This window comes from Mucilaginibacter sp. P4_D1, assembly GCF_056401935.1.
In genome coordinates this window covers 12,855-37,831 of record NZ_JBFUIJ010000047.1, presented here as the reverse complement: position 1 = coordinate 37,831, position 24,977 = coordinate 12,855, and the positions used below count along the sequence as shown (strand labels likewise).

The window sequence follows — 24,977 nt, the reverse complement described above, 5'->3', positions numbered from 1 at the left end:
CATGAAATTTCAATCAATTATATTAATAGCAGTCGTAAGCCTATTTGCCGCATGCGGTGGCAATCAAAAGCCTGTAGATATTTCGGCCCCGGCTGCAAAAAGTAAAGCGGGCATCGAAACAGGTATTGTGACAGAGAAAGCCTTGTCAAGTAACGCCCGCCTGCCCGGCCAGCTTAAGCCTTACAACGAAGTAAATATTTTCCCGAAGGTAAATGGCTTCGTGAAAAGTATGTACGTAGATAGGGGTACCATTGTAAAAAAGGGACAATTACTGGTCAGCCTTGAAGCGCCCGAAATGGAATCGCAATTGCAGGCAGCCAATTCAAGGTATCTGCAAGCGCAGGAAAATGCCGTTGCCAGTAAAGAAAAATACCAGCGGTTAAAAGAGGCCGCTAAAGAACCCGGCTCGGTATCGCCGCTCGACCTGGATAACGCGTCGGCTAAAATGAGGGCCGATGAAGCCATGGCAAGATCAGAACAATCCAACGTGGTATCGGTACGTACTATGCAGGATTATTTGAATATCCGCGCACCGTTTGACGGAATGATTGTTCAGCGTAATGTGTCGCCGGGTGCGCTGGTTTCGCCGGGTAAAGGAACAGACCAGCCAATGTTAATCCTGCAGGATATCAGTAAATTGCGTTTAGAGGTTTTTATCCCTGAGGATTATGTAGACAAGGTAGATTTGACCAGGCAGGTAAATTTTACCTACAATTCTATGCCCGGTACACAGCAAACAGCCAGGATCAGCCGGTCGGCAAATGCGTTGGGCAGTATGCGGTCTGAAGCCATTGAGATTGATATTGAGAACAAAAACGGCAACTTAAAACCAGGCATGTATGCCGAGGTACATATCCCGATGCTATCGGGCGCCAAATCATTACTGGTGCCTAACCAGGCCATTGTCCGGTCGACAGAACACGAATATGTGATTGTGGTAAAAGGAGGCAAGGCCCAATTACAGGATGTTAAAGAAGGGCTTTCCCGGAACGACTCGACCGAAGTATTCGGTAATTTAAAGGCCGGCGATACAATTGTAAAACATGCCAGCGACGAGATGCGACAAGGAGATGCGATAAATTGATAGTTGCTCATGAAACCTTACCCGGTTTCTGAAACTTCGTAATGTTTAAAAAAGCCATGCAGAACTTTATCTGCATGGCTTTTGTCCATTAAGGACATCTCTCTCTACTTAAAAGTAGTTATACGTTTATTTTGCCCTCAATCGAATCATCGAAGGTTTTGCCTATAGCCGCGCCGGCCAGCATTTTTACAAAAGCGATGGCGTTGCCATGCTTGTTGTCCCAGTAGTAGCTTTCGGTAGGCTCAACCTTTATTACCGAAATGCGCGGATCGTCAATGCCATCGGTGAACCAAACTTTTAGTATTGGTTCCCAAAGCTCTTTAATTTTTTCCTTGTCTTCACTCACGGTGGCTATACCATAAACATTCAGGAAGTCGGAATGTGCAGATCCCTGGAATAAAAGATGGACCATAGGGTCTTTCGACAGATCTTCATTCTTGTGGCTGTCATTGGCACTCAGAAACCAGAGGTTGCCCTCGTCATCCACTTGTTGAACAGACATCGGGCGAACATTTGCCGGGATGCCGGTTTTAATATTGGTTAAAAAGAAGCAGCTTTTAGCGCTGTCAACCATGGCTTTTAATTTGGCTATGGCCTCTGGTCCGCCAAGATCCTGATAATTATCTTCTGGTTGTTGTTGATTAATGCTATCCATTATTTAAAGTTTTTGTTGGTAAATGTTATAGAATAACCAATCAACATCTTTATTGTGTTAATAAAATTAACTTTTAGGATAAAAACAGTAGTAAGTAGTTAGTATCAAGTAGTAAGACTAAATAGTAAACTCGAAGTTTTTGAAACTTCGCAAGTTTCTGCGCCAGGCAGATTTGTAATCTTATGCAAACACCACCATCCTATCAGGATACCGTGTGGCATAGCTGGATACGATGTTTTTGATATAGTCATTGCCCGGGTAGGGGGTCAGGTAGTTTTTGAGCTGTTGCACGTTATTTGCATCAAAATAGTGCGAGATGTAGCCCATTCCGTAAAACTGGCCTTTCTCCACCAAAATACAGCTATGTTCATCGCCGGTACGGCCTTCATCGCGGATGGCGTAGGTAGGCAGGGCAAGTTTCAGCTGGTTAATAGCGTTATTAACCTTTTGGTTGTAGTCCTCTACAGATTCAACACCTTCGCAGGCGCACTGGCTGCCGGCGGCGCCGGTACATGCGGCCGTGTTGGTTTGTATAAAGCAAAGTTTGGGGCATAGTCCAAAAGCTTCTATCAGTTTATTAAGCAGATTATAGCCATCCAGCAATGAGTTGCAGGTATAAATAACATCACTGAATTTGCGGCGTTTATCAACCGCCAGCCTGGTATAGCCGCGCTGATCCTCAAAGGCATACAGGCAATAGGCGTTTTCAAAGCGTTTTAACGACCGGTTGTATTTTGGCCACAAGCGTTTAATTTCGATGGCTTCCAGTACAAAGGCAATCAGCTCGGTGCCGCAAACCTGGTAGCTTACCTGGTGAATATTGCGTAAAAATTCCTGCCGTTGCAAACCCGGGTTATTGCCGGTAAAATGGCTGCTTACCCGTTTCTTGATGTTTTTGGCTTTGCCAACATAAATCACTTTCCCTTTTTGATCATGAAAATAATATACGCCCGGCGAGTATGGCAATTGCTCCACATCCTTTTTAGGTAAGTTGGCGGGCAATACCTGTTCTTTTGAATTTTGCTTAAGTGCCTGTTTAATATGTCCTTCGGTATCGCTGCTTATTAACAGCGTAAATAATTCGGCCGTGGCTTCGGCATCGCCGGCGGCACGGTGGCGGGCTTCGTTACCGATGCCTAAATGGCGGCAAAGGCGGCCAAGGCTGTATGACGGCAGACCGGGCAATATCTTGCGGCCCAGGCGTACGGTACAAAGTTTGTTCAACTGTAAATCGTATCCGGCGGCGGCAAGGTGGTAGCGTACAAATGAATAATCGAAGTTTACGTTATGCGCTACAAATATTTTGCCGTGTATCAAATGATAAATATCAGCCGCTACATCCTCAAAGGGAGGGGCGCTTTGCACCATCTCGTTGGTAATACCTGTTAAGGCGCTGATATATATGGGTATTTCGCGTTGCGGGTTAACCAGGGTTTGAAAGCGTTTTACAACTTTTTTACCATCATGTATGCATATGGCAATTTCTGTAATGCCATTGGCGCTGGCATGCCCCCCGGTAGTCTCGATATCAACAATTGCATACATATTTCAAATGTAATACAAGTTTGCTAATTATTTTAGTGTTATTTTTATTTTTCTTAGTCCGAAAGTCAGTAAGACGAAAAGTTAAGAAGATCGAAAGTTTTGAAAATCAAAATAGCTAATGGAATGAGCGATTTAAGCATCAAGCTACACCTTGTTTTTATTGGCTGATCCTGGCTAAATGATCCTGCTACCGAAAGGGTGAATATTGGCCAGCAACAGGCACAAGTATTTGGATGCGCCTAAATTGAGCTCATTTTAGTGTTAACCATGATTAAATATAAAACATTGATTATAAGTTATTTGTAAACATTTAACTCGAAATGTGTTAAGTTATGTTAACCCAGTTAGATGCATTTGCCCCGGTATTAGTGCGCATCCATTTCCGAGTTTTCCACAGCAAGTCTTCTGTCAACTTTTTGGATATGTTCGTTTTGGTAATCTTTTTCAATCAGGCCGTCGCGCATACGTACTATACGGTGTGCATGCATGGCAATATCTTCTTCGTGGGTTACCAGTATAATGGTATTGCCTTTGGCGTGAATGTCTTCCAACAGTCCCATAATTTCTATGGATGTTTTGGTATCAAGGTTACCGGTAGGCTCATCGGCCAATATGATAGAGGGATTGTTAATAAGCGCCCGGGCCACGGCCACACGCTGGCGCTGCCCACCCGAAAGCTCGTTGGGTTTATGATCAACCCTATTCTCCAAACCAACATTTTTAAGAGCGGCATTGGCGCGCTCGGTACGTTTTTCTTTGCTGATGCCTGCATAAATCAAAGGCAGGGCAACGTTATCAAGGGCGGTGTTACGGGGCAATAAGTTAAAAGTTTGAAAAACGAAACCGATTTCGGAGTTACGCACTTCTGCCAGCTCGTTATCACTCATATGACTTACGTTTATTCCGTTCAGGATGTACACACCCTTGGTTGGTGTATCCAGGCAACCCAAAATATTCATCAGCGTTGATTTACCCGAGCCCGAAGGGCCCATTAAAGCCACAAATTCGCCTTTATTAATAGTTAACGATACCGATTTAAGCGCGTGTATAACTTCGCTACCTATCACGTACTTACGTCCAATCTCGTTTATGGTAATTAAAGGCTTGTCTTTTAATGGCTCCATGAATGTTTTTTTATTTGGACTGCTGATAGGTACGGAATGTTACAATAGAAATTCAAAATTCAAAATTAAAAAGTCAAAAGCCTGAATGTTATCAAAACAAGCCATCAAACAAGCACTTTTGAATTTTTACTTTTGACTTACTTCTCAATCACCTTAGCCACCAAAAAGAAATCCTCATCGTGCTTAGGGGCGTTTTCAAGTGCTTCTTCGTGGGTCACCTGTTGTTTTACCACGTCGTTGCGCAGTACGTTGGCGCCGTCGGTCATGTAAACCAGGGGTTCAACGCCGGTAGTATCCAGTTCGTTTAGTTTGGCCATAAAATCAAGAATCTTACTCATATCCTGTATCATGTCCTGCTTTTCGGTCTCGCTTAGTTCTAAACGGGCCAGGTGGGCAACTTTTTCAACTGTTTCTTTATCTATGGTCATGCAGTTTGCAGTTTTTTATTAATCATATCAAATACTTGGTCACGCAATGCATCGGCATCATCCAGTGTTAAATGGGCCGTTTCAATGGGTTTATGTACAAATATATTACAAATTCCGGGTCTGCTGCCATATTCTTTGCCGGTATCCCAAAGCACTTTCCAGGTATCAAGGGATGATATAGGTAAAATGGGCACTTTCATTTCAATAGCCAGCCTGAATGGGCCATTCTTAAAACTATGCAATTCGGGTGGATAATCTTTCGGGATAGTGGCTTCGGGGAAAATTACTACGCTCACCCCGTTCTTAATTCGTTCGGCCGCAGTTTTAAAAGCACGGAATGATGACATTTTACTTTCCCTGTTAACCGTAACGTCAATAGTCTTAAAAAAATAGCCAAGTACATAATTGTTCAGCAATTCTTCTTTCCCCATAAAACAAATATTGTTTTTGAGTATGGTATTTATGGCCGATACATCAAGGTTTGATGTGTGGTTACCGCATATTACGTAAGTTTTTTTCCAATCCAGCGGCTCTTCAAAAGTGGCGCTGTAAAAAATTCCCGAAATGCTTGAGCTTAAAAAAATAATAAGTCGCCGCATTTGGTTAATGTACCGGTACCGGCTGGTTTTTTGCCTGAGTATATATAAAACCGGGTAACAAAGGGTGAAAAAGACGGCTATGCTATACCTGTAAAAATTGGTATGGATCCTTTTCAGTGTTAATTTCATGTTCCCCAAATGTAAAAAAAATACTGGTTTCAGAAAGCTTGAAGCTTCATGTGAAAAGCCTAAAGCTAAAATTTTCACGTTAACTTCATTTGCAGGGCTCAATAAATTTTATGCAATTGTGCTTAGTTTTTCGGATGCGGCCAGCTTTTGTTGGATGATGGTGTAAACGTCATCGCGCAGGGCATCTGCATCTGCAATAGTTAGGTTACTGGTATCTATGGGTTTATGTACGTAAAAATGGCAAATGCCCGGCCTGCTGCCATATTTGGTGCCGGTATCCCAAAGTATTTGCCAGGTGTTTACAGATGTTACCGGGATGATGGGTATTTTATGTTCAATAGCCAGGCGGAACGGCCCGCTTTTAAATTCACATAATTTAGGCGGATAATGATCTGAGATCATCCCTTCGGGAAAAATAACCAGCGAAACGCCTTCCTTCAACTTTTCGGAGGCTTTTTTAAAAGCCCGGAAAGACGACATTTTACTTTCGCGGTTAACAGCGATATCAACCGAGCGGAAGAAGATGCCGGTTACCAGGCCGTCCTCCAGTTCCTGCTTGCCCATAAAGCTGCAATTGCTGTTTACAAGAATGCACATGGCCGAAATATCGAGGTTAGAGGTATGGTTTGGGCATATGATATACGGTTTGCTCCAATCAACAGGCTCCTCATACTCAAAATTATACAATATACCCACCAGCGCCGAACTGATGAACCCCCAGGCCCGGCGCAGTTTGTTCATGCTATGGTACCGGGAGGGTTTTTTAGAAAAATATTTAAAAAAAGGCCATAATAAAAAGTAGGATAGCGCTACACTCAATACATATAAATAGATGTGCACTTTTTTCAATATCATTTCCATCGCCATCAAAAATAGAAAAATTCCTTACTTTCGCCACCTATGGAAACTGTTGTTAGTGGCATCCGTTCGACCGGAAATTTGCACTTAGGAAACTATTACGGGGCTTTGCAGAACTTTATAAAAATGCAGAATGAATATAACTGCTTTTTTTTTATTGCCGATCTGCATTCGTTAACCACGCATCCAACACCTGCCGATTTACATAGTAATGTAAAACAGGTTTTGGTGGAGTACCTTGCCGCGGGTATCGACCCTGAAAAGGCTACTATCTACGTACAGTCAGATGTGCCCGAGATTAGCGAGCTATATTTATATTTAAACATGAACGCCTACCTGGGCGAACTGGAACGCGCTACATCATTTAAAGACAAAGTGCGCGCCAACCCCGATAATGTGAACGCGGGCCTGCTTACCTACCCGGTATTAATGGCGGCGGATATCATTATCCATAAAGCCACCAAAGTGCCTGTTGGTAAGGATCAGGAACAACACCTGGAAATGGCCCGTACCTTTGGCAACCGCTTTAACCGGCTGTACAACCACGATTATTTTCCCGAGCCTTACGCCTTTAATTACAGCAGCAACCTGGTGAAAATTCCGGGGCTTGATGGTAAAGGTAAAATGGGCAAGTCAGAAGGGGAGGGCAATGCCATTTTCCTTTGTGATACCCCGGAAGCCATCAAAAAGAAGGTAATGCGTGCCGTTACCGATGGCGGGCCAACAACCGAAAACCAAACCAAACCCCAGGAAATTCAAAACCTGTTTGATTTGATGAAGGTAGTATCATCTGCGGATACCGTTGCCCATTTTGACGATTTGTATAATAAAATGGCTATCCGTTACGGTGATCTTAAAAAACAGCTTACCGAGGATATGATCATTGCTACAGCGCCCATCCGCGAGCGGATAAACGCTATTGCGGGCGATGCCGATTATTTAAGAAAAGTGGCCGCCATGGGCGAAGAAAAAGCCCGCGCAAGCGCCTCAAAAACCATCAGGGAAGTACGGGAAATTATAGGATTTAAGAAATTTTAAAAATCATCTGAACCGGAATTAAACGAATTAAGGAATTTCCGGAATTTATAACAGAAGCCCCTTGAGGGCTTTTTTGCCATTTAAAAGTTGAAATAATAAAGTATTGAGCCTTTTAAAATTCAAGTAATTCTGTAAATTCGACAAATTACGGTTCAGACAAAACTCATTGACATCGCATGCACATAGCTATTGTAGGAAATATTGGCGCCGGTAAAACCACGCTGACTGAAATGCTGGCCCATAACTACGGCTGGGAACCACTTTTTGAAGCCGTAGACAATAATCCTTACCTGGAAGATTTTTACAGCGACATGAAACGCTGGAGCTTTAACCTGCAAATTTATTTCCTGAACAGCCGTTACCGCCAGATCATCGATATTCAGAAAACCGGCCGCAATATTTTACAGGATCGTACTATTTACGAGGACGCATACATATTTGCCGAAAACCTGCACGATATGGGCCTGATGACCACCCGCGACTATCAAAACTACGAATCGATATTTGAGAATATTACCGAGTTTATAAAGCCGCCCGATTTGCTGGTTTACCTTAAAGCATCAGTGCCCACGCTGGTAAGCAACATACAGCGCCGCGGCCGCGAGTATGAAATAGGCATCCGCCTGGATTACCTTTCAAAACTGAACGAGAAGTACGATAAATGGATCAAAAACTATAAACTGGGCAAATTGCTGATCCTCGATAAAGACAACCTCGATTTCGCCAATAATACCGAAGATATGGCTACCATAGTTCAGTTGATTGAGCGGGAAATTAATGGATTGTTTTAGCGGTTAGTTAGGTTTTACGTTGGACGTTTTAAGTTTTACGTATACCAAATGGAAAAAAATCAAAAACGTATAACGTAATACGTAAAACGTACAACTGAATGAACATTTTAGGTATAATCCCCGCCCGTTACGCGTCATCCCGTTTTCCAGGTAAGCCTTTGGTTGATATTGCCGGCAAAAGCATGATTCAAAGGGTGTATGAGCAGGCTAAGAAATGCGTTGATGTTGCCGAGGTAATAGTGGCTACCGACGATAGCCGCATATTTGACCATGTACAAGCCTTTGGAGGAGTTGCGGTTATGACAGCCGACTACCATCAAAGCGGTACCGATCGCTGTGCCGAAGTTGCCTCCTTACATCCTGAATATGATGTGATCATCAATATCCAGGGCGATGAACCGTATATCGACCCGGAGCAGATAACCAAGCTGGCCGCCTGCTTTAACGATGCCGGTACTCAAATAGCTACGCTGGTAAAAAAGATTCTAACCAGAGAAGAGTTGTTTAACTACAATTCGCCTAAGGTGGTTATCAATAAATTATCAGAAGCCATATATTTTTCAAGAGCTACGTTGCCGCATATTCGCGCACAGGAGCCGGATAACTGGCTGGAGTTTTATACTTACTATAAACACATAGGCATTTATGGCTACCGGGCAGATGTGTTGCAGCAGATTACAAAACTCCCCATCTCGGGCCTCGAGAAAGCCGAAAGCCTTGAACAGCTGCGTTGGATTGAGAATGGCTACCGCATAAAAGTTGCCGAAACAGAGCTGGAAACCCATGCAGTGGATGTACCGGCTGATTTGGAAAAATTGAATTTGTTCAAATAAATATATAGCTAAGCAGACGGAAAACTTACGAAGTTTTTAAAACTTCGTAAGTTTGGTTCACTTGCATATGGTGGGCAGCTAAGCCCTTAGCGTTAGGCCTTTCCGCTTTCAGCTCTTTTAATTACCTGTTCTCCAGCACCGCAAACTTATTCCCGTAATCATTTAACTCATCCTGGAATTGTTTATGCAGCCCGGTTTCGTTGTATGCTTTGGTGGTTTCTGCCAATCCGTTCAATACATACAGCTGAAATTGTACTTCGCCAACGTTAAGGGCCTCGGGTTTATCTTTTAGTAGGGTGTAATTATAGGCAAGCTGATCGGTAAGGTAATTACCTATCCCTTTGGCGTAGCGGTTGGCCAGCTCTTTATCGTTAAGTTTATAGGCCAATTGGGCCAATAGCAGCTTACGGTGGGCGGTATCAATATTGGGGTTAATATCGGGCATTTCCTGGTCAAATTTATGCAACGCATTTAGGGCCAGATCACTGCGGCCGTCCTTAATCAGACCCTGGGCAAGGTCATGAAAGGTGGTTTCCATGAATGGGTAAAACTCGGTTTTGCTTACATCGTCAAGGTAGCGGGCATGTTTAAAATTGCCGTATTTAAACTTGTTCATTACGTTATTGTACATCACCAGGCTGTTTACCTTACCCAATTGGTCGTGCACCGTGGTATCGGCCTTAAAAGGGATGAGGTGATAGGCGAAGCCTTCTTTGTAAAGATAAGGTTCCATACCCATCATGTATTCCGATGCTACGCCTATCGTGAAACATACCGGCCGTTTCCAGTCGTTATGTGCCAGCAGGTCAATCATGGCCAGTTTATCTTTATAAATATAATCGCCTTTGAGTTGCCACTCCATACTATTGGTTAACTTATACTTTTGCTGTGGGGTTACCACGCCGTTTTTTACAAGCTGGTCGGGGTCAACCTTTAGTTTAAAGTTTTTGGTGGGCAGGTAATTCATGCTTTCGCCGCTTTGGTATTGCACTTTGGTGCGCTCATCATCCGATGTTATGAAATCAAATACCTCTTTTACATCAACCGAACCGGGTATTTTGGCATCGTTATAAGCCATAAAATCGCGTACACCCTGTTTGTATTTATCAAAAGGCATGGTTATGGGCAGCGGGGCCGATTGGTTCATAGGTTTTTGCATCTGGCGGATGTACCAATCGCCGCTAAACAGGCTGGTGCAAACTATGCGCACATCGGGCCTCACGCCTTCAACCTCCTGGTCGTACCAAAGGGAATAGGTGTCATTATCGCCATTGGTAAACAGGATGGCATTTTTGGGGCACGAGATCAKGAAATTATAAGCCATATCATGCGGCGTCATCTTGGTAGACCGGTCATGATCGCCCCATTCCTGCCTGGCCATTAAAACAGGCGCAACAAGCAAGCAAACAGCCACTGAAGCAAAAGCCGCACCTTTGGCGTTTACTTTATGCCTTATAAAATCATTAATAGCCAGCACGCCCATACCTATCCAAATGGCAAAGGCGTAAAAGGAGCCCACGTAAGAGTAATCGCGTTCGCGGGGCTGAATATCGGCCTGGTTAACGTAGAGTACAATAGCCAGGCCCGTAAAAAACCACAGCAGGCCAATAACCATGGCGTCGGCTTTTTTGCGCTTAATGTGGTAGGCCATACCTAATAAGCCAACAATTAAAGGCAAGGCGTATAAAGGAGTGTAAGTATTGGAACTGGTTACCGATTTGGGCAGGTGTTTGCTGCCATCAAACCAGCCCGATGTCCAGTTGCCATCAATAGATGCCGTGCTGGTTTGGCCGTCGGTATCATTGTAGCGGCCAACAAAATTCCATAAAAAGTAGCGCCAGTACATCTGGTACATTTGCCAGCTTAACATCCATTTCATGTTATCGGCAAAGGTAGGGCCTTGCCCGTCGGCTAACTGTAGCCATTGTTTGTAAAACTGCACATTTTGAGCATATTGCGGATCGCCCTGGGTGCTGTGCATGCGCGGCATGAGTGTATTATGATCGTATGTGTTGATGAGTTTTTTACCGCTTACTTCGTACCGTTCGACACCTTTGCGGTACAGGTTTTTACCCTCCCGCTGGTCGGTAAGTTTGGCATCAAAGTATGGGCCATAAAGCAATGGTGTTTCGCCATATTGGATGCGGCCAAGATAATCGTTAAGTGTAAAGGCATTGTCCGGGTGCGAGTTATTCAGATCGGTATTGGCCGTAGCCCTGATAGGGATATAAAAAAATGAGCCGTAGCCAAAGTAAATAAAGGCCAGGCAAATCAACGCCAGGTTTAGCGCGGGTTTTTTATGACGGATGCTGTACCAGATACCCAAAGCTAATGAAGCTACAATCAACATTACAAAACACATGGCACCACTGCCAAAACCCAGGCCCAGGGAGTTTACGAAAAACAGATCGGAGTAAGCCGCGAATTTGATGGTGTATTCCCTGATACCATACTGCACCAAACCAAGTAATACAATGCTGAGCAAAAATACAACGATGCCGCTTTTTACAGTCGGGTTTTTATACCTGCGGAAATAATACACCATGGTAATGGCAGGGATGGTTAACAGGTTAAGCAGGTGGATGCCGATAGACAGGCCCATAACATATGCTATTAAAACTATCCATTTATCGGCACCGCGCTCATCGGCATGGGCATCCCATTTTAAAATGGCCCAGAATACTACAGCGGTACATAGCGAGGACAGGGCGAATACAATAGTCTCCACCGCCGAAAACCAAAAGGTATCCGTATAAGCAAACGCTAATGAACCAACCAGGCCGGCCCCCATTATCGCAATCAGCTGTGATGATGTGATTGTTTCACCTTTTGCGATAAGTAGCTTTTTGGCCAGCGCGGTAATTGTCCAGAACAAAAACATCACCGTGGCAGCGCTTGCAAGGGCCGAACCGAGGTTGGTAAAATAGGGTACTTTGGTATTGTCGCCCATGGATAACAGCGAAAATACTTTGCCCAGCATGGCAAACATAGGATAGCCCGGCTGATGCGATACCTGCAGACGATAAGCGCAGGCTATAAATTCGCCACAATCCCAAAAGCTAACTGATGGCTCCAGGGTTAAAATGTAGGTTGCAAGGGCAATTACCAGGCAAAGCCAGCCCAGCAGATTGTTGATTTTGTTGTACTGCATTATTAATAAGGTTGTAATTGTTTTATCATACGTTAATGCGGTACAATTTCGAAGTAAAATATCAGAAGGCCATGGGCATTAACATCTGCTTAACATCTTTTAACAAAATTTAACTTATTGATTTTGAATGGGTAGGTAGCAGTCGATGCGGCTACGTAATGCTGTAACAATAGCAACAAAAAAAATTAACATTATTAAATATAAAACGTAAAAGCATATAAGCCGATTTATTAAGCACCCTGAACAACAGCGGGATAAACCGGTTAGTTAACCATTAAGAAAGCAACATAATAATCAACAATTAAGGAATTGTATCTTTTTAGTAAATAGTTCAAATTTTCAATGGTCTGGCGGTTATTGCTCTTTCTTTTGTTTAAATTACAAAAAATACTCCAGGATAAACCTTTTCAATTATGAAAACCGCACAGCATCATTTTATCAATAATAAGTGGATCGATTTCAACCCCGATAATGCAATTAACTCAGCAAAATGCCAGCTTGTGCTTGTATTTGGCGCGGCGGAGCTAATTACGGCGCCTGAAGTATATGAGCATCTGAAAATAAAATATCCTATCGCCGATATTGTTTTTTCTTCAACTTCGGGCGAGATATTGGACAACGAGGTTTATGACGATAGCATAGTAGTTACTGCCATCGAGTTTGAAAAATCGAGCATAAGTTGTGCTACAACCCATGTAAGCAGCCAGGCCAGCAGCTTTGAAACCGGCGCCTACCTGATGTCGCAGCTGGATAAAAATGGCTTGAAATGCGTGTTCATTATTTCCGATGGTACGTTTATTAACGGCAGCGACCTGGTGGCTGGTTTTAATAGCGATAACCTGGATAATGTACCGGTAACAGGTGGCCTGGCAGGCGATGCAGCAAGGTTTAACAGCACTTTTACCAGCCTTAATAGTATACCCGCGCAAGGTAATGTAACAGCTATAGGTTTTTATGGCGATGATTTAGTTATCAGCCACGGCTCAAGCGGAGGATGGGACGAGTTTGGCCCGCAACGTACCATTACCCGGTCGGATAAAAACGTGTTGTTCGAGATTGATAATAAAAGTGCGCTTGACTTATACAAGGAGTATCTTGGCGAATATGTAAAAGAATTACCGGGGTCGGMCTTATTGTTTCCATTGTCATTAAGCATAGCCGGCTCTGATAAAAGGCTGGTGCGTACAATTTTGAGTGTAAATGAGCAGGAAAAATCCATGACCTTTGCCGGCAACCTGCCCGAAGGAAGCCATGTGCGGCTGATGAAAGCCAATTTTGATAAACTGATAGATGCATCATCAACGGCGGCAACAGATGCCTCGGATAGAGTTTCTGATACAAACCTGGCCATTATGGTGAGCTGTGTAGGCCGTAAACTGGTGCTTAACGAACGTACCGACGAGGAATTGATGGCCGCTAAAGAAATTTTTGGCGATAAAACGGTTATTGCCGGCTTTTACTCCTATGGCGAGCTATCGCCACTAAACAAAGGCTCAAATTGCGAACTGCACAACCAAACCATGACCATTACCACTTTTACCGAGAACTAATTTATGGACTACCATTACCTGTTAGCTAAGCAAATAAGAAAAATGCTGCCGGCCCGATACCTGCAGGATGAGGCCATTTTGCAGTTTTTGAGTGCTGTAGATAATAGTTTTAAAAACTTCGACAAATCAATAAAGCTTGCCGATCATGCCTTTAACATTAGCGAACGCGAATACCTGGCCGCAACAGACGATCTTAAACAACAAAACGAGATCAAAAAAAGATCGATAACACAGTTAAAGGAAGCCATAAAAGCGCTTAACCCCGATGTTGAACTGAAAATTTCCGACTCGGACGATGACCTTATCCATATTATCAGCTTTTTGCAGGAACGTATAGCCAAGGCCAAGGAGCTGGAAGTAGAACTTATTCAATCAAAAGAACTTGCCGAAAAAGCGGCCATGGCCAAAGCTCAGTTTCTGAGTATCATGAGCCATGAAATACGTACACCAATGAACGCCGTAATAGGCTTTACGCACTTGCTCATTCACCAGGACCCTAAGCCCGAGCAGAAAGAGTTTTTGGGGTTTTTAAAGTTTTCGGCCGAGAACCTATTGGTGCTTATTAATGATATATTGGATTTTAGTAAGATAGAGGCAGGTAAAATTGAATTTGAACACGTTGATTTCAGTATTATCGATTTGATAAAAAACACCCGTTTATCTCTTTTACAAAAGGCAAATGAAAAAAACATCCAGATAAAACTAATGATGGATCATGACCTGCCAAACGCTATTATAGGCGATCCGGTGCGGTTAGGACAGATTTTAACCAATTTGATAAGCAATGCTGTTAAATTTACCGAAAAAGGAAAGGTTACCATTACAGCTACAATGGCCGGTAACGATGGCGATAAATCAATCATTGATTTTGAAGTTGCTGATACAGGCATAGGAATTATGCCCGATAAAATTGACCATATTTTTGATAGCTTTAGCCAGGCCAGCACCGATACTACCCGCAAATACGGAGGCACAGGCTTAGGTCTAACCATTACAAAACGCCTTTTGCAATTAATGGGTACCGATATAAAATTGAAAAGCGAATTTGGCGTAGGGTCTGTTTTTAGCTTTAGCCTGGCGTTTAAAAAGAGCAAAAGGCACTTAAGCAGTACATCAGACAGCGATGAGTTTTACGCCTTAAAAAGTTTGAAAGGGACCAGGTTGCTCATTGCCGAGGATAACCAGATTAACGTAATACTGGCCAAGCATTTTATGAAGCAATGGGATGTAGAGTGTGATGTGGCCGAGAATGGCGAAATTGCATTGATGCTGGTACAAACCCGTGATTACGATATGGTGCTGATGGATTTACAGATGCCCGAAATGGACGGCTACCAAACCACCACGGCAATACGTAACTTAGCGGGCGAGAAGTATAAAAACCTGCCCATTATAGCCCTTACCGCTTCGGCCATGCTGGATATACAGGATATGGCATTTACAGTAGGGATGAATGATTATGTGAGCAAGCCATTTAATCCTAACGAGCTTCACCGCAAAATAGCTTTGTATAGCAGGAATAAGACAATAGTTTAGCTACTGTCATTTCATTACTTTGTTTATTTTGTAAGTATCTCAATTATAAAATGTTATAAATCCTGGTGTTTGCTAAATACCCTGGTTCGGCCGTTTTTTTCTCAACAAGTACGCCAAAGCCTGAAAATTTTCTTACTTTTGTATCCCGTACACAAACATTTGGTTTCGGCATAAAACCGCAGCCATTTTTCAAAAAAATCATGACTAAATATATTTTTGTTACGGGTGGCGTTACCTCGTCTTTAGGGAAAGGTATTATCTCAGCCTCATTAGCCAAATTACTTCAATCGCGCGGTTATCGTGTCACAATCCAAAAGTTTGACCCCTATATCAATATCGATCCGGGAACGTTAAACCCTTACGAGCATGGCGAATGCTATGTAACCGAGGATGGCGCCGAAACAGATTTAGATCTTGGTCATTACGAACGCTTTTTAAATACCCCAACGTCAAAAGCCAATAACATTACTACCGGCCGCATTTATCAAAATGTGATCAATAAAGAGCGGGAAGGTGCTTTTTTAGGTAAAACTGTACAAGTAGTACCGCACATTACCGACGAAATTAAGCGCAATTTTCGCATCCTTGGCGAAAGCGGCGATTACGATATCGTGATTACCGAACTGGGTGGTACTGTGGGTGACATCGAATCTTTACCTTATATCGAGGCTGTACGCCAGTTTAGGTGGGAGATAGGCTCTGGTAACTCATTGGTTATCCATCTTACTTTGGTTCCTTTCCTTGCTGCAGCAGGCGAATTGAAAACAAAACCAACGCAGCACTCGGTAAAAATGTTGCTTGAATACGGTATTCAGCCGGATATTTTGGTTTGCCGTACCGAGCATCACCTAAATATGGATATCCGTAAAAAAATCGCGCTTTTCTGTAACGTGAATATCAACGCGGTTATTGAATCTATCGATGCATCAACCATTTACGATGTGCCTTTATTGATGCTGAAAGAGCAACTGGATAAAACTGTACTTACCAAATTAAAACTATCGCACAAAAATGAGCCAAGCCTCGAAAATTGGAAAGATTTCCTGGGCCGCTTAAAAAACCCTACGGCCGATGTACGCATTGCCCTGGTAGGTAAATATGTAGAATTGCCGGATGCCTATAAATCTATCACCGAAGCGTTCATCCACGCGGGCGCTGCCAAAGAGTGTAAGGTAAGGGTTGAATATATACCATCAGAAAGCCTGACGCCCGAAAACGCTATTGAAAAGCTTAAAGGCATGCACGGTGTGCTGGTTGCCCCTGGTTTTGGCGAACGCGGTTTTGAAGGTAAAATTGAGGCTATCCGCTATGTTCGCGAAAATAATATACCTTTCTTTGGTATTTGTTTGGGCATGCAATGCGCGGTAGTAGAGTTTGGCCGTAACGTGTTGGGGCTTGAAAATGCCAACAGTACCGAGATGAACCCCGAAACCAAGCACCCTGTTATTGGTATGATGGAAGATCAGAAAACAATCACCAACAAAGGTGGCACCATGCGACTTGGAGCTTATGCCTGCGAATTGAAAAAGAACAGTAAGGCTGCCGCTATATATGGCAAAACCAGCATATCCGAAAGGCATCGTCACCGTTATGAGTTTAATAATAAATACTTAAAACAGTACGAAGCCGCGGGATTAATCCCTTCAGGAATTAATCCCGAGAATAATTTGGTAGAGGTTGTAGAGTTAAAAAATCACCCGTTTTTTGTGGGCGCGCAATTTCATCCCGAATTAAAATCAACAGTTGCAAATCCGCACCCACTTTTTATTAACTTTGTCGCCGCTTCACTGGCTTATGCCCGTAAGAAATAAGTAATTGTACGATACAATATAATGGATAAAAATACTTTCACAGGATTATTCCTGATTATGGCTATCATAGCCGGCTCAATTTATTTTTTAAAGCCGAGCGATGCCGAATTAAAGAAAAACAGACTGATAGAGCACCAGGATTCAGTAAAAAAAGGCTTGTTCAATAAAGCCAATACGCCGGTAGCTGCTAAGTTTGATACTGCTAAAGCCGCGGTTAAAACCGTTGCCGATTCTGCAACTTTAAAAAGCCCCTTCGGCGCGGCATCTGTAGGCAGCGAGAAACTTATCACCATAGAAAACCAGGAGTTATTAGTTAAACTGAATACCAAGGGGGGTAAAGTAGCATCGGTTGAGTTAAAAAACTACAAAACCTTTGATAAAAAGCCGCTGGTATTGTTCAGTGGCGATAAAGATCATTTTGGCTTAAACTTTAACGTTGGCGCTAAAAACATCAACACCGACGAGTATTATTTTACACCAGGCGGAACCGATTTAAAAGTAGCCGAAAAAGATTCGGCTTCCATTACCCTGCGTTTAAGCTACAGCCCAACCCAGTATATTGATTATGTATATAGCTTAAAAGGTACCGGCTTTAAATTAGGCCTTACCATTAAGCCAACCGGCCTTGATGGTGTTATGGCCAACAGCAGCAACCTTAACCTGAACTGGGCAGCCAGCCTGCACAAACAGGAAAAGGATATGAAACAGGAGCGCCAGTATACCACTGTTTACTATTATAATACCGAAGGTACTATTGATTGGCTGAACGAAAATAAAGACGATCAAAAAGAAGTGGCCGACAAAAAGATGAATTGGGTTGCCTTTAAACAACACTTTTTCTCAAACGCGCTGATTGCTAAAAATGGCATAAGCAAATCAAGCCTTGCAGCTACCACTGATGTGGCCGATACCACTGATGTTAGGCAATTAAAGGCCGATTTAACTTTGGCACGCTCGGCCGATGGTAGCGTTCCTTTGGAGTTTTATTTTGGCCCCAACCGCTACTCAACGCTGAAAGCACAGGGAGCTGATTTACAGAAGCTGGTTAACCTGGGCTGGGGGCCTTTAAAATACATCAATCAGTTTGCGGTATTGCCGTTGTTTAACTTCCTGAACCAGTTTAACTGGAATTATGGGTTAATCATTTTGATACTGACAATTGCCCTTAAGCTGGTATTATCGCCGCTTACTTACAAATCATACCTGTCTATGGCTAAAATGCGTGTGCTGAAGCCCGAAATGGACGAGATAAAGACTAAGGTTGGGGAGGATAACCCAACGCTTTTACAACAGGAATACCTGAAGCTTTATAAAAAAGCGGGTGTAAATCCATTGGGCGGCTGTTTGCCTTTGGTAATACAGATGCCAATTGTTATCGCCTTCTTTAAGTTTTTCCCAAGCTTATTTGAGCTGCGCGGGCAAAGCTTTTTGTGGATGCACGATTTATCAACTTATGACTCGGTAATTAAATTTGCGCCTATCATGAATGTTGATCACATCAGTTTGATGTGTTTGCTGATGACCATTTCTACATTGATCTATACTTATTTCAATAACCAGATTTCGGGAGCTACCGGGCAGATGAAATATATCGGTTACATTACGCCGCTGATATTCCTGATCACCCTGAATAGCTATCCATCAGGTTTGAATTATTACTACTTTTTGGCCAACATGCTTACCTTTTTACAGCAATACCTGATTAAGTTCATGGTTGATGATAAAAAGATTCATGCCCAAATCCAGGAGAACAAAAAGAAACCCGAGGAAAAGAAAAAGAAATCAGGTTTCCAGGCCCGTATGGAAGAAATGATGAAAAATCAGCAACAAGCTAAAAAATAAACTTCGGACGAAATATTTAAGCTATGAAATATCCCGGGAGGTTGGCCTTTCGGGATATTTTGCATTTGATGGGTGGGAAATGCAAAGTCTGCAGTTGGTTTATTGCATACGCCGCCGACGTGTAATTTTAATGATACAAATACCCCTTAATTGCAATAACATTTCTTTAACTTAGAAGCTGTTTTGTTATCGGTAAAATTTAATGATAAAACCCCCAGTTCCGGAAAATGAAAATGAGCGCCTTGCCGCTTTAAACTCCTACCAAATTCTGGATACTTTGCCTGAGCAGGGTTTTGACGAAATCACCCTCATTGCATCTGAAATTTGTCAAACGCCTATTTCGCTGGTTAGCTTAATTGATGACGACAGGCAATGGTTTAAATCAAATAAAGGTCTTGAAGTTACTCAAACACCTAAAGAGCTTGCTTTTTGTGCCCATGCTATTTTAGAGCCTGAAAAGGTAATGGTTGTTCCCGATGCGCAAATTGATGAACGATTTGCCGATAATCCACTGGTAACTGGTACCCCACAGGTTGTTTTTTATACTGGTGTGCCGCTTATTAATCCGGATGGCTATGCCCTGGGCACACTTTGCGTTATTGATCATAAAGCCCGCCAGCTTAATAACGCCCAAATACTTGCCCTTAAAGCACTGGCTAACCAGGTGGTTGCACAGCTTGAGCTTAAAAAGAAAGTTAATGAGCTTAACACAACCCGGCTCCAACTGGAAGAATCAAATCAATATCTTGAAAAATTTGCCATAATGGCGGCTCATGATATCCGTAACCCGCTCACCAATATTTTGCTTACAGGGCAGGTACTAAAAGATAGGTTTAAAGATAAGCTTGATGAAAAAGGGAACAAATTCCTGGATATCATTAATGCATCGTCTTATAAATTGATCTCGTTGCTTGAAAAGATGCTCGACTATTCCAAATCGAGTAAGGTGTTGATGCAGAACAGGGAGGAAGTTGAGGTAGTGCGCTTGTTAAACGATGTGCTTAAAATGGTAAATGTACCTGCTGTCTTTACTGTTAACATATTATCGCGGCCTGTTAAAATTACAACGTCGGTTGTTGCGTTTGAGCAAATCATGACTAACCTGATCAATAATGCTATCCGTTATAACAACAAGCCAAAAGGCGTTATACAAATTGAATTTACTGCTGATAACTGGTTTTACACTTTTATTATTACCGATAACGGCAGAGGTATTGCCCCGGAAAACCACAACAAAATATTCGAACCTATGACCACACTGGGCATTAAAGACCGGTTTGATGTCGAGGGTTCGGGCGTAGGTTTAAGCACCGTAAAAAGTCTTGTTGAGGCATTAGGTGGCACTGTGAAGGTTAACTCGGTAGTTGATGAGTTTACAGCGTTTACTTTTACGATGAAAAGATAGTGTTAATGCCAATATATAGCTCTTATTAACTTGCAAAGTTTTTAAAACTTCGTAAGTTGGGCCCTATAAGTGGTTTACTTAATATTTATACGGCTTCATTGTAGCACATGAACAGGCGCAATTTGCATCGGTGATGCCCAGCTTCTTTAAAAAGAACTGGTAAAAACCAATGCGATCTGTCATGCCGAAGTTATCGCCTTTGCCGCATTCTACATCGCCATTAACAATGTTGATGGTCATGCCAAAGCCTGGTGTGGTTCGGCCATTTGCCTTGTCATTAGCCGTCGGTTGCCATTTTCCGGTCATTACATCATGGGCCGATGGTTTGTGGGTTTCGGGTGTCATCCAAAAATATATGGCAGCTTTAAAAGCTATTACAGCATCTTGCTCCACCAGCTCGGGGTTGTTGAGCAAGATTTTTGAGTTACCAAAAATAATGTTCGAGGCAAAACCATAGTTCCCGTTATAACTTAATTGCATAGGGCCACGGCCATAATATTTTTTCCCTTTAACCGCGGGATATTCGTCGCTGTCGGATATATACACATTTGATGTGTTGTCTTCATGTATCAGCATTAATCCGTCGATATAACTTCCGTTCATGCCGTGGCGCGTTTCGTGGGCAATTTGTGCAAAAAATGCCGCCAGTTCTTTTTTGTTGATATCGGCTGCCGAGGCAGTGCAAAAGTCGCCATAGTCAACTGTAAATACGCTGTCGGGTTTCTTTTTGGCCCATTCTTCATTCCAGTCGGCATCCTGGCGTGCCACAGAATCTTTGCCGTTTTTTTTGTTGGTACGTATAAATTGATAAACAGACACCGCCCTGCGGGATATTTTTACTTTAACCTGCCCTAATTCATCTGCCGCTTTAATAAAAGCGGCGTAGGTATAAAATTTATCGCGCTGCGGGAAAAGATCATTGAATTGTTTTTCGGTAAGTATACTGCTGATGGATGCCTTAGGCGCAGTTGCAGTTATTGAGGTAGTATCCTGAGCTTTTTTATCCCCGGTGCTGCCGCCGCAGCTAACAGATGATATAATCATGGTGCTGGCGGCAAGGAACAATAGCTTAGATGATAATATGATCGATTTCATGATTTTCATTAAATAACGGTTTTGACTATATTATAGGTGCAAGTTTAATGCTATCATTTTATAAAAGCATTTTATATGTAAAAATTACACAAAAGTGTTGTGTTATAATATTGGAATTGCGCTATTTGTTTCCTGTAAAAGTGATATATTCACTTTGGCCGAAATGGGCACGAAAAGAATTCATGAAGATATATACTAAAACAGGAGATAAAGGGTTTACATCATTGATAGGCGGCACCCGGGTAGCTAAATACCACTTGCGGATTGAAAGCTATGGAACTGTTGATGAGCTAAACTCTTACATCGGACTTATTCGCGATCAGGATATTGCCGATCATGATAAGGAGATATTGAAGCAGATACAGGACAGATTGTTTACAATAGGCTCCTGTTTGGCGGCGGATCCCGAACGGTCAAAAATGGTGATACCTGATTTGCATATGGAAGATGTGGAACTGCTTGAACAGGAAATGGACAGCATGAATGAACAATTGCCCGAGCTGCGTCATTTTATTTTACCAGGTGGCAGTAATGCCATTTCGTTTTGCCATATTGCAAGATGTATATGCAGGCGCGCCGAGCGGATAACCGTTGAACTGGCTACCGGGAGTACTGTAGATGAAAAAGTGAATATTTACCTGAACAGGCTGAGCGATTACCTGTTCACTTTGGCCCGTAAAATTGGATATGATAATAAAGTGCCTGAAAATCAATGGATACCGAGAATTTGATAATGTGAAAAAAAATATTGATATTCCACTTAAAAATATTATAGTTTTGCGAAAAAGTTAATTTACTGATAAATTATAAAATATAGAGAAATATGTATTGGACACTTGAACTTGCATCGCATCTTGAAGATGCCCCATGGCCCGCAACAAAAGATGAATTAATTGATTATGCTATCCGTTCCGGAGCCCCTGTTGAGGTGATTGAAAACCTGCAGGCGCTGGAAGATGATGGTGAACCGTACGAAAATATAGAAGAGATATGGCCGGATTATCCGACCAAAGATGATTTCTTTTTTAACGAAGACGAATACTAATCAGCATAAAAAAGCCTCTGAAAGGGGCTTTTTTATTTAGCCTGCATTTTTGGAATGATTTTAGTAATAAGCTTAACACATTTATCACTTTAAAAACATACAAAAATGAGAGGCTTATTGTACATCATCGCGGTTATCCTGGTAATAGGATGGCTATTTGGAGCATTTATTCACCCATTTGGCGGTGGCTTAATTCACATCCTTTTGGTTATAGCTATTATAGCTGTGCTTTTAGGCGTTATCCGAAGAGCATAACAACCTTAGGCAAATAAAAAGCCATTAGCCGACAAGGTTAATGGCTTTTTTTATTCAACAGCAATTCTGCAATTGCTATATCTTCGGGAAACGTAATTTTGATGTTTTCATGACTGCCCCCGGTAAGTTGGATATCTATACCAGTTTGTTCAACAACGCTGGCATCATCGGTAAATTTGGGGCTGAAGGCTTGTTCATAAGCTTTTCTTAATAAACCGGCTTTAAAAGTCTGGGGCGTTTGCACCAGGTAAACTTCATCCCGCAATAAACTTACCGATTTATCGGCATTGCCCTGCCTTACCGAATCGCGGCTTTTAACGGCCGTTACCGCATTGCCGTGTTCGCCGGCATGATTATATGATGTTTGGATAACGAAGGCGCTGGTGAGCGGTCGCACAGCGTCGTGCACGGCAACCAAAGCGTCGTCGTTGCCTTCAATGGCGCTCAATCCGTATTTTACAGAATGAAAGCGCGTTTCGCCACCGGCAACCAATAGGTGGGGTATGCTGAAACTGTGTTTTTTGCACAACTCATGCCAATATGCATGAAAATCGGGATGAAGCACAAGTACGATATCGGGGTTCACGCCCGAATTAAAAAACGCCAGCATAGTATGCATCACTACCGGCAGGCCGTTAACCAAAAGAAATTGTTTTGGCACCGCAGCCTGCATACGGGTACCCGAGCCGCCGGCTACTATAATAACATACTTAGATGTGGGATGTGAGATAGGAGATTTGAGATTAGCGTCGGTCATCGGTGCTTAATTTCTTTTAATCGTTATGCCTGTTAAAAAATCGGCGAACACAGGCCTGGTTACAATCTATAGCAAATACCTTATGTCATTGCGAGCGATAGCGTGGCAATCTCGTGGCAAGCATAGCCAATTTGCATAGCTCGCGATTGCTTCGTGCCTCGCAATGACATAGATTTATTTTGTCATTTTTCAGTTCAGAGCCACCTTGAATTTTACAATTCAGGATGATGTTAATTCTTAGTAAATCTAAAACAAAAAAAATGAGCTATGAGCTTTAGTCCCATATCTCATTTCTAAAAATCTCAGATCTAGACTTATATAATCAGCATGGCATCACCATAGCTGTAGAAGCGATATTTTTCTTTAACGGCAACTTCATAGGCATTCATTACATGCTCGTAACCGCCAAATGCCGATACCATCATCAACAGGGTTGATTCTGGTGTGTGGAAGTTGGTGATCATGGAGTTTGCAATGCTAAAATCGTACGGAGGGAAAATGAACTTGCTGGTCCAATCGTTGGCGGCTTTTAATGTTTTACCCGCAGATACTGCCGATTCGATGGCACGCATCGAGGTAGTGCCAACAGCACATATACGTGCTTTGCGCTCAATACCGCGGTTTACAATATCGGCTTGTTTTTGTTCGATAATAAACTGCTCCGAATCCATTTTGTGTTTGGTTAAATCTTCAACCTCAACCGGGCGGAAAGTTCCTAAACCTACGTGAAGGGTAACTTCGGCAAAATCAACACCTTTTAATTCAAGGCGTTTCATCAGCTCGCGGCTAAAGTGCAAACCAGCAGTAGGGGCAGCTACAGCGCCTTCGTGTTTGGCAAAAATAGTTTGATAACGTTCTTTATCTTCGGCAGTAGCTTTACGCTTAATGTATTTCGGCAGCGGCGTCTCGCCCAGGATCTCCACATTGCGGCGGAATTCCTCGTCGGTACCATCAAACAAAAAGCGGATGGTACGGCCACGTGAGGTGGTATTGTCAACAACTTCGGCAATTAACAAATCGTCATCGCCAAAATATAATTTATTGCCTACGCGTATTTTACGGGCCGGATCAACCAGTACATCCCATAAACGTAGTTCTTTGTTTAGCTCGCGTAATAAAAAAACTTCGATAGTTGCGCCAGTTTTTTCTTTATTTCCATACAAACGGGCAGGGAATACTTTAGTATTGTTAAGGATCATTACATCCTTATCATCAAAATAGTCAAGTACGTCTTTAAATATTTTATGCTCAATTTTGCCAGAATCTTTGTGTAATACCATTAAACGGGCTTCGTCGCGGGTAGCTGATGGATTGTGTGCAATTAATGACTCTGGTAAATTGAATTTAAATTGAGATAATTTCATGTTTGTGTATATGAATTTTCAGGGCGCAAATGTATGAATTTTTTTGTTAAATTCACGGATTTTTTTAAGGGTGTTGTTATTT

At 42.5% G+C, this 24,977-nt stretch carries 22 protein-coding genes; 12 read left to right on the top strand and 10 right to left on the bottom strand.

Going from position 1 to position 24,977, the window contains the following annotated elements; translation table 11 throughout:
* Window position 1 precedes the first annotated feature (1 nt).
* A complete protein-coding gene (locus tag AC1DV1_RS26405) occupies window positions 2–1,084 on the top strand; it encodes an efflux RND transporter periplasmic adaptor subunit (RefSeq protein ID WP_477366005.1) in 1,083 nt (360 codons plus the stop codon).
* 118 nt (window positions 1,085–1,202) lie between these two features.
* On the opposite strand, the gene AC1DV1_RS26400 is transcribed toward AC1DV1_RS26405, so the two are convergent.
* The 6 genes from AC1DV1_RS26400 to AC1DV1_RS26375 all read right to left on the bottom strand — a co-directional run bounded on the left by AC1DV1_RS26400 (window position 1,203) and on the right by AC1DV1_RS26375 (window position 6,419).
* Complete coding sequence (locus tag AC1DV1_RS26400) at window positions 1,203–1,739, bottom strand: pyridoxamine 5'-phosphate oxidase family protein (protein ID WP_477366002.1); 537 nt, start codon at window positions 1,737–1,739, stop codon at window positions 1,203–1,205.
* 180 nt (window positions 1,740–1,919) lie between these two features.
* A complete protein-coding gene (locus AC1DV1_RS26395; RefSeq protein ID WP_477365999.1) occupies window positions 1,920–3,284 on the bottom strand; it encodes an exonuclease domain-containing protein in 1,365 nt (454 codons plus the stop codon).
* 365 nt (window positions 3,285–3,649) lie between these two features.
* Window positions 3,650–4,408 (bottom strand): ABC transporter ATP-binding protein, encoded by a 759-nt coding sequence (locus AC1DV1_RS26390; RefSeq protein ID WP_477365996.1) that lies wholly within the window; start codon window positions 4,406–4,408, stop codon window positions 3,650–3,652.
* Window positions 4,409–4,545: 137 nt separating this feature from the next.
* A complete protein-coding gene (gene gatC, locus AC1DV1_RS26385; RefSeq protein WP_477365993.1) occupies window positions 4,546–4,836 on the bottom strand; it encodes an Asp-tRNA(Asn)/Glu-tRNA(Gln) amidotransferase subunit GatC in 291 nt (96 codons plus the stop codon).
* A complete protein-coding gene (locus AC1DV1_RS26380) occupies window positions 4,833–5,564 on the bottom strand; it encodes a lysophospholipid acyltransferase family protein (protein WP_477365990.1) in 732 nt (243 codons plus the stop codon). The genes gatC and AC1DV1_RS26380 overlap by 4 nt, the downstream gene beginning before the upstream one ends.
* Before the next feature lie 108 nt (window positions 5,565–5,672).
* On the bottom strand, window positions 5,673–6,419 hold the full coding sequence (locus tag AC1DV1_RS26375) for a lysophospholipid acyltransferase family protein (RefSeq protein WP_477365987.1): 747 nt from the start codon (window positions 6,417–6,419) through the stop codon (window positions 5,673–5,675).
* A 45-nt stretch (window positions 6,420–6,464) separates the two neighbouring features.
* Here AC1DV1_RS26375 and trpS point away from each other — a divergent pair, with 45 nt between their 5' ends.
* The 3 genes from trpS (at window position 6,465) to kdsB (ending at window position 9,084) form a co-directional block, all read left to right on the top strand.
* The gene (gene trpS / locus AC1DV1_RS26370; protein ID WP_274212672.1) at window positions 6,465–7,460 is read left to right on the top strand and encodes a tryptophan--tRNA ligase; all 996 of its coding nucleotides are present in this window, start codon (window positions 6,465–6,467) and stop codon (window positions 7,458–7,460) included.
* A gap of 176 nt (window positions 7,461–7,636) precedes the next feature.
* Window positions 7,637–8,251, top strand: coding sequence for a deoxynucleoside kinase (locus AC1DV1_RS26365; protein WP_090652037.1), 615 nt, complete (start codon window positions 7,637–7,639; stop codon window positions 8,249–8,251).
* A 98-nt stretch (window positions 8,252–8,349) separates the two neighbouring features.
* Entirely contained in the window at window positions 8,350–9,084 is a 735-nt protein-coding gene (gene kdsB / locus AC1DV1_RS26360; RefSeq protein WP_477365984.1) for a 3-deoxy-manno-octulosonate cytidylyltransferase, read from the top strand.
* Window positions 9,085–9,205: 121 nt separating this feature from the next.
* Here kdsB and AC1DV1_RS26355 read toward each other — a convergent pair whose 3' ends face one another.
* On the bottom strand, window positions 9,206–12,235 hold the full coding sequence (locus AC1DV1_RS26355) for a glycosyltransferase family 117 protein (protein WP_477365981.1): 3,030 nt from the start codon (window positions 12,233–12,235) through the stop codon (window positions 9,206–9,208).
* A gap of 413 nt (window positions 12,236–12,648) precedes the next feature.
* Here AC1DV1_RS26355 and AC1DV1_RS26350 point away from each other — a divergent pair, with 413 nt between their 5' ends.
* The 5 genes from AC1DV1_RS26350 to AC1DV1_RS26330 all read left to right on the top strand — a co-directional run bounded on the left by AC1DV1_RS26350 (window position 12,649) and on the right by AC1DV1_RS26330 (window position 20,379).
* Window positions 12,649–13,785, top strand: coding sequence for an FIST signal transduction protein (locus AC1DV1_RS26350; RefSeq protein WP_477365978.1), 1,137 nt, complete (start codon window positions 12,649–12,651; stop codon window positions 13,783–13,785).
* Between the two features lie 3 nt (window positions 13,786–13,788).
* Complete coding sequence (locus AC1DV1_RS26345; RefSeq protein ID WP_477365975.1) at window positions 13,789–15,321, top strand: ATP-binding protein; 1,533 nt, start codon at window positions 13,789–13,791, stop codon at window positions 15,319–15,321.
* Between the two features lie 200 nt (window positions 15,322–15,521).
* Window positions 15,522–17,132: a CTP synthase gene (locus AC1DV1_RS26340; RefSeq protein WP_477365972.1), complete on the top strand. Its 1,611-nt coding sequence runs from the start codon at window positions 15,522–15,524 to the stop codon at window positions 17,130–17,132.
* A 21-nt stretch (window positions 17,133–17,153) separates the two neighbouring features.
* The gene (gene yidC / locus AC1DV1_RS26335; protein ID WP_477365969.1) at window positions 17,154–18,974 is read left to right on the top strand and encodes a membrane protein insertase YidC; all 1,821 of its coding nucleotides are present in this window, start codon (window positions 17,154–17,156) and stop codon (window positions 18,972–18,974) included.
* Between the two features lie 202 nt (window positions 18,975–19,176).
* Window positions 19,177–20,379: a sensor histidine kinase gene (locus tag AC1DV1_RS26330; protein WP_477365965.1), complete on the top strand. Its 1,203-nt coding sequence runs from the start codon at window positions 19,177–19,179 to the stop codon at window positions 20,377–20,379.
* A 78-nt stretch (window positions 20,380–20,457) separates the two neighbouring features.
* On the opposite strand, the gene AC1DV1_RS26325 is transcribed toward AC1DV1_RS26330, so the two are convergent.
* Complete coding sequence (locus AC1DV1_RS26325) at window positions 20,458–21,474, bottom strand: chitinase (protein ID WP_477365962.1); 1,017 nt, start codon at window positions 21,472–21,474, stop codon at window positions 20,458–20,460.
* A gap of 182 nt (window positions 21,475–21,656) precedes the next feature.
* Here AC1DV1_RS26325 and AC1DV1_RS26320 point away from each other — a divergent pair, with 182 nt between their 5' ends.
* From AC1DV1_RS26320 to AC1DV1_RS26310, 3 genes are all read left to right on the top strand, one after another.
* A complete protein-coding gene (locus AC1DV1_RS26320) occupies window positions 21,657–22,205 on the top strand; it encodes a cob(I)yrinic acid a,c-diamide adenosyltransferase (RefSeq protein ID WP_477365959.1) in 549 nt (182 codons plus the stop codon).
* 92 nt (window positions 22,206–22,297) lie between these two features.
* The gene (locus tag AC1DV1_RS26315; protein WP_002996718.1) at window positions 22,298–22,519 is read left to right on the top strand and encodes a DUF2795 domain-containing protein; all 222 of its coding nucleotides are present in this window, start codon (window positions 22,298–22,300) and stop codon (window positions 22,517–22,519) included.
* Between the two features lie 105 nt (window positions 22,520–22,624).
* Window positions 22,625–22,774, top strand: coding sequence for a lmo0937 family membrane protein (locus AC1DV1_RS26310; RefSeq protein ID WP_110585189.1), 150 nt, complete (start codon window positions 22,625–22,627; stop codon window positions 22,772–22,774).
* Between the two features lie 37 nt (window positions 22,775–22,811).
* Here AC1DV1_RS26310 and AC1DV1_RS26305 read toward each other — a convergent pair whose 3' ends face one another.
* Together AC1DV1_RS26305 and queA are read right to left on the bottom strand one after the other, a co-directional pair.
* Window positions 22,812–23,531 (bottom strand): 2-C-methyl-D-erythritol 4-phosphate cytidylyltransferase, encoded by a 720-nt coding sequence (locus AC1DV1_RS26305; RefSeq protein ID WP_477365956.1) that lies wholly within the window; start codon window positions 23,529–23,531, stop codon window positions 22,812–22,814.
* 314 nt (window positions 23,532–23,845) lie between these two features.
* Window positions 23,846–24,895 carry a tRNA preQ1(34) S-adenosylmethionine ribosyltransferase-isomerase QueA gene (gene queA / locus AC1DV1_RS26300; RefSeq protein ID WP_090652026.1) on the bottom strand — a complete coding sequence of 350 codons (1,050 nt, stop codon included), beginning with the start codon at window positions 24,893–24,895 and terminating at the stop codon, window positions 23,846–23,848.
* Window positions 24,896–24,977: the final 82 nt, after the last annotated feature.

Coding starts and splice junctions, on each gene's coding strand:
- gatC (WP_477365993.1), bottom strand. CDS start 4,836: ATGACCATAGATAAAGAAACAGTTGAAAAAGTTGCCCACCTGGCCCGT.
- AC1DV1_RS26340 (WP_477365972.1), top strand. CDS start 15,522: ATGACTAAATATATTTTTGTTACGGGTGGCGTTACCTCGTCTTTAGGG.
- AC1DV1_RS26315 (WP_002996718.1), top strand. CDS start 22,298: ATGTATTGGACACTTGAACTTGCATCGCATCTTGAAGATGCCCCATGG.
- AC1DV1_RS26320 (WP_477365959.1), top strand. CDS start 21,657: ATGAAGATATATACTAAAACAGGAGATAAAGGGTTTACATCATTGATA.
- AC1DV1_RS26310 (WP_110585189.1), top strand. CDS start 22,625: ATGAGAGGCTTATTGTACATCATCGCGGTTATCCTGGTAATAGGATGG.
- AC1DV1_RS26325 (WP_477365962.1), bottom strand. CDS start 21,474: ATGAAATCGATCATATTATCATCTAAGCTATTGTTCCTTGCCGCCAGC.
- AC1DV1_RS26345 (WP_477365975.1), top strand. CDS start 13,789: ATGGACTACCATTACCTGTTAGCTAAGCAAATAAGAAAAATGCTGCCG.
- kdsB (WP_477365984.1), top strand. CDS start 8,350: ATGAACATTTTAGGTATAATCCCCGCCCGTTACGCGTCATCCCGTTTT.
- AC1DV1_RS26375 (WP_477365987.1), bottom strand. CDS start 6,419: ATGATATTGAAAAAAGTGCACATCTATTTATATGTATTGAGTGTAGCG.
- AC1DV1_RS26395 (WP_477365999.1), bottom strand. CDS start 3,284: ATGTATGCAATTGTTGATATCGAGACTACCGGGGGGCATGCCAGCGCC.
- yidC (WP_477365969.1), top strand. CDS start 17,154: ATGGATAAAAATACTTTCACAGGATTATTCCTGATTATGGCTATCATA.
- trpS (WP_274212672.1), top strand. CDS start 6,465: ATGGAAACTGTTGTTAGTGGCATCCGTTCGACCGGAAATTTGCACTTA.
- AC1DV1_RS26305 (WP_477365956.1), bottom strand. CDS start 23,531: ATGACCGACGCTAATCTCAAATCTCCTATCTCACATCCCACATCTAAG.
- AC1DV1_RS26400 (WP_477366002.1), bottom strand. CDS start 1,739: ATGGATAGCATTAATCAACAACAACCAGAAGATAATTATCAGGATCTT.
- AC1DV1_RS26380 (WP_477365990.1), bottom strand. CDS start 5,564: ATGAAATTAACACTGAAAAGGATCCATACCAATTTTTACAGGTATAGC.
- queA (WP_090652026.1), bottom strand. CDS start 24,895: ATGAAATTATCTCAATTTAAATTCAATTTACCAGAGTCATTAATTGCA.
- AC1DV1_RS26390 (WP_477365996.1), bottom strand. CDS start 4,408: ATGGAGCCATTAAAAGACAAGCCTTTAATTACCATAAACGAGATTGGA.
- AC1DV1_RS26330 (WP_477365965.1), top strand. CDS start 19,177: ATGATAAAACCCCCAGTTCCGGAAAATGAAAATGAGCGCCTTGCCGCT.
- AC1DV1_RS26405 (WP_477366005.1), top strand. CDS start 2: ATGAAATTTCAATCAATTATATTAATAGCAGTCGTAAGCCTATTTGCC.
- AC1DV1_RS26365 (WP_090652037.1), top strand. CDS start 7,637: ATGCACATAGCTATTGTAGGAAATATTGGCGCCGGTAAAACCACGCTG.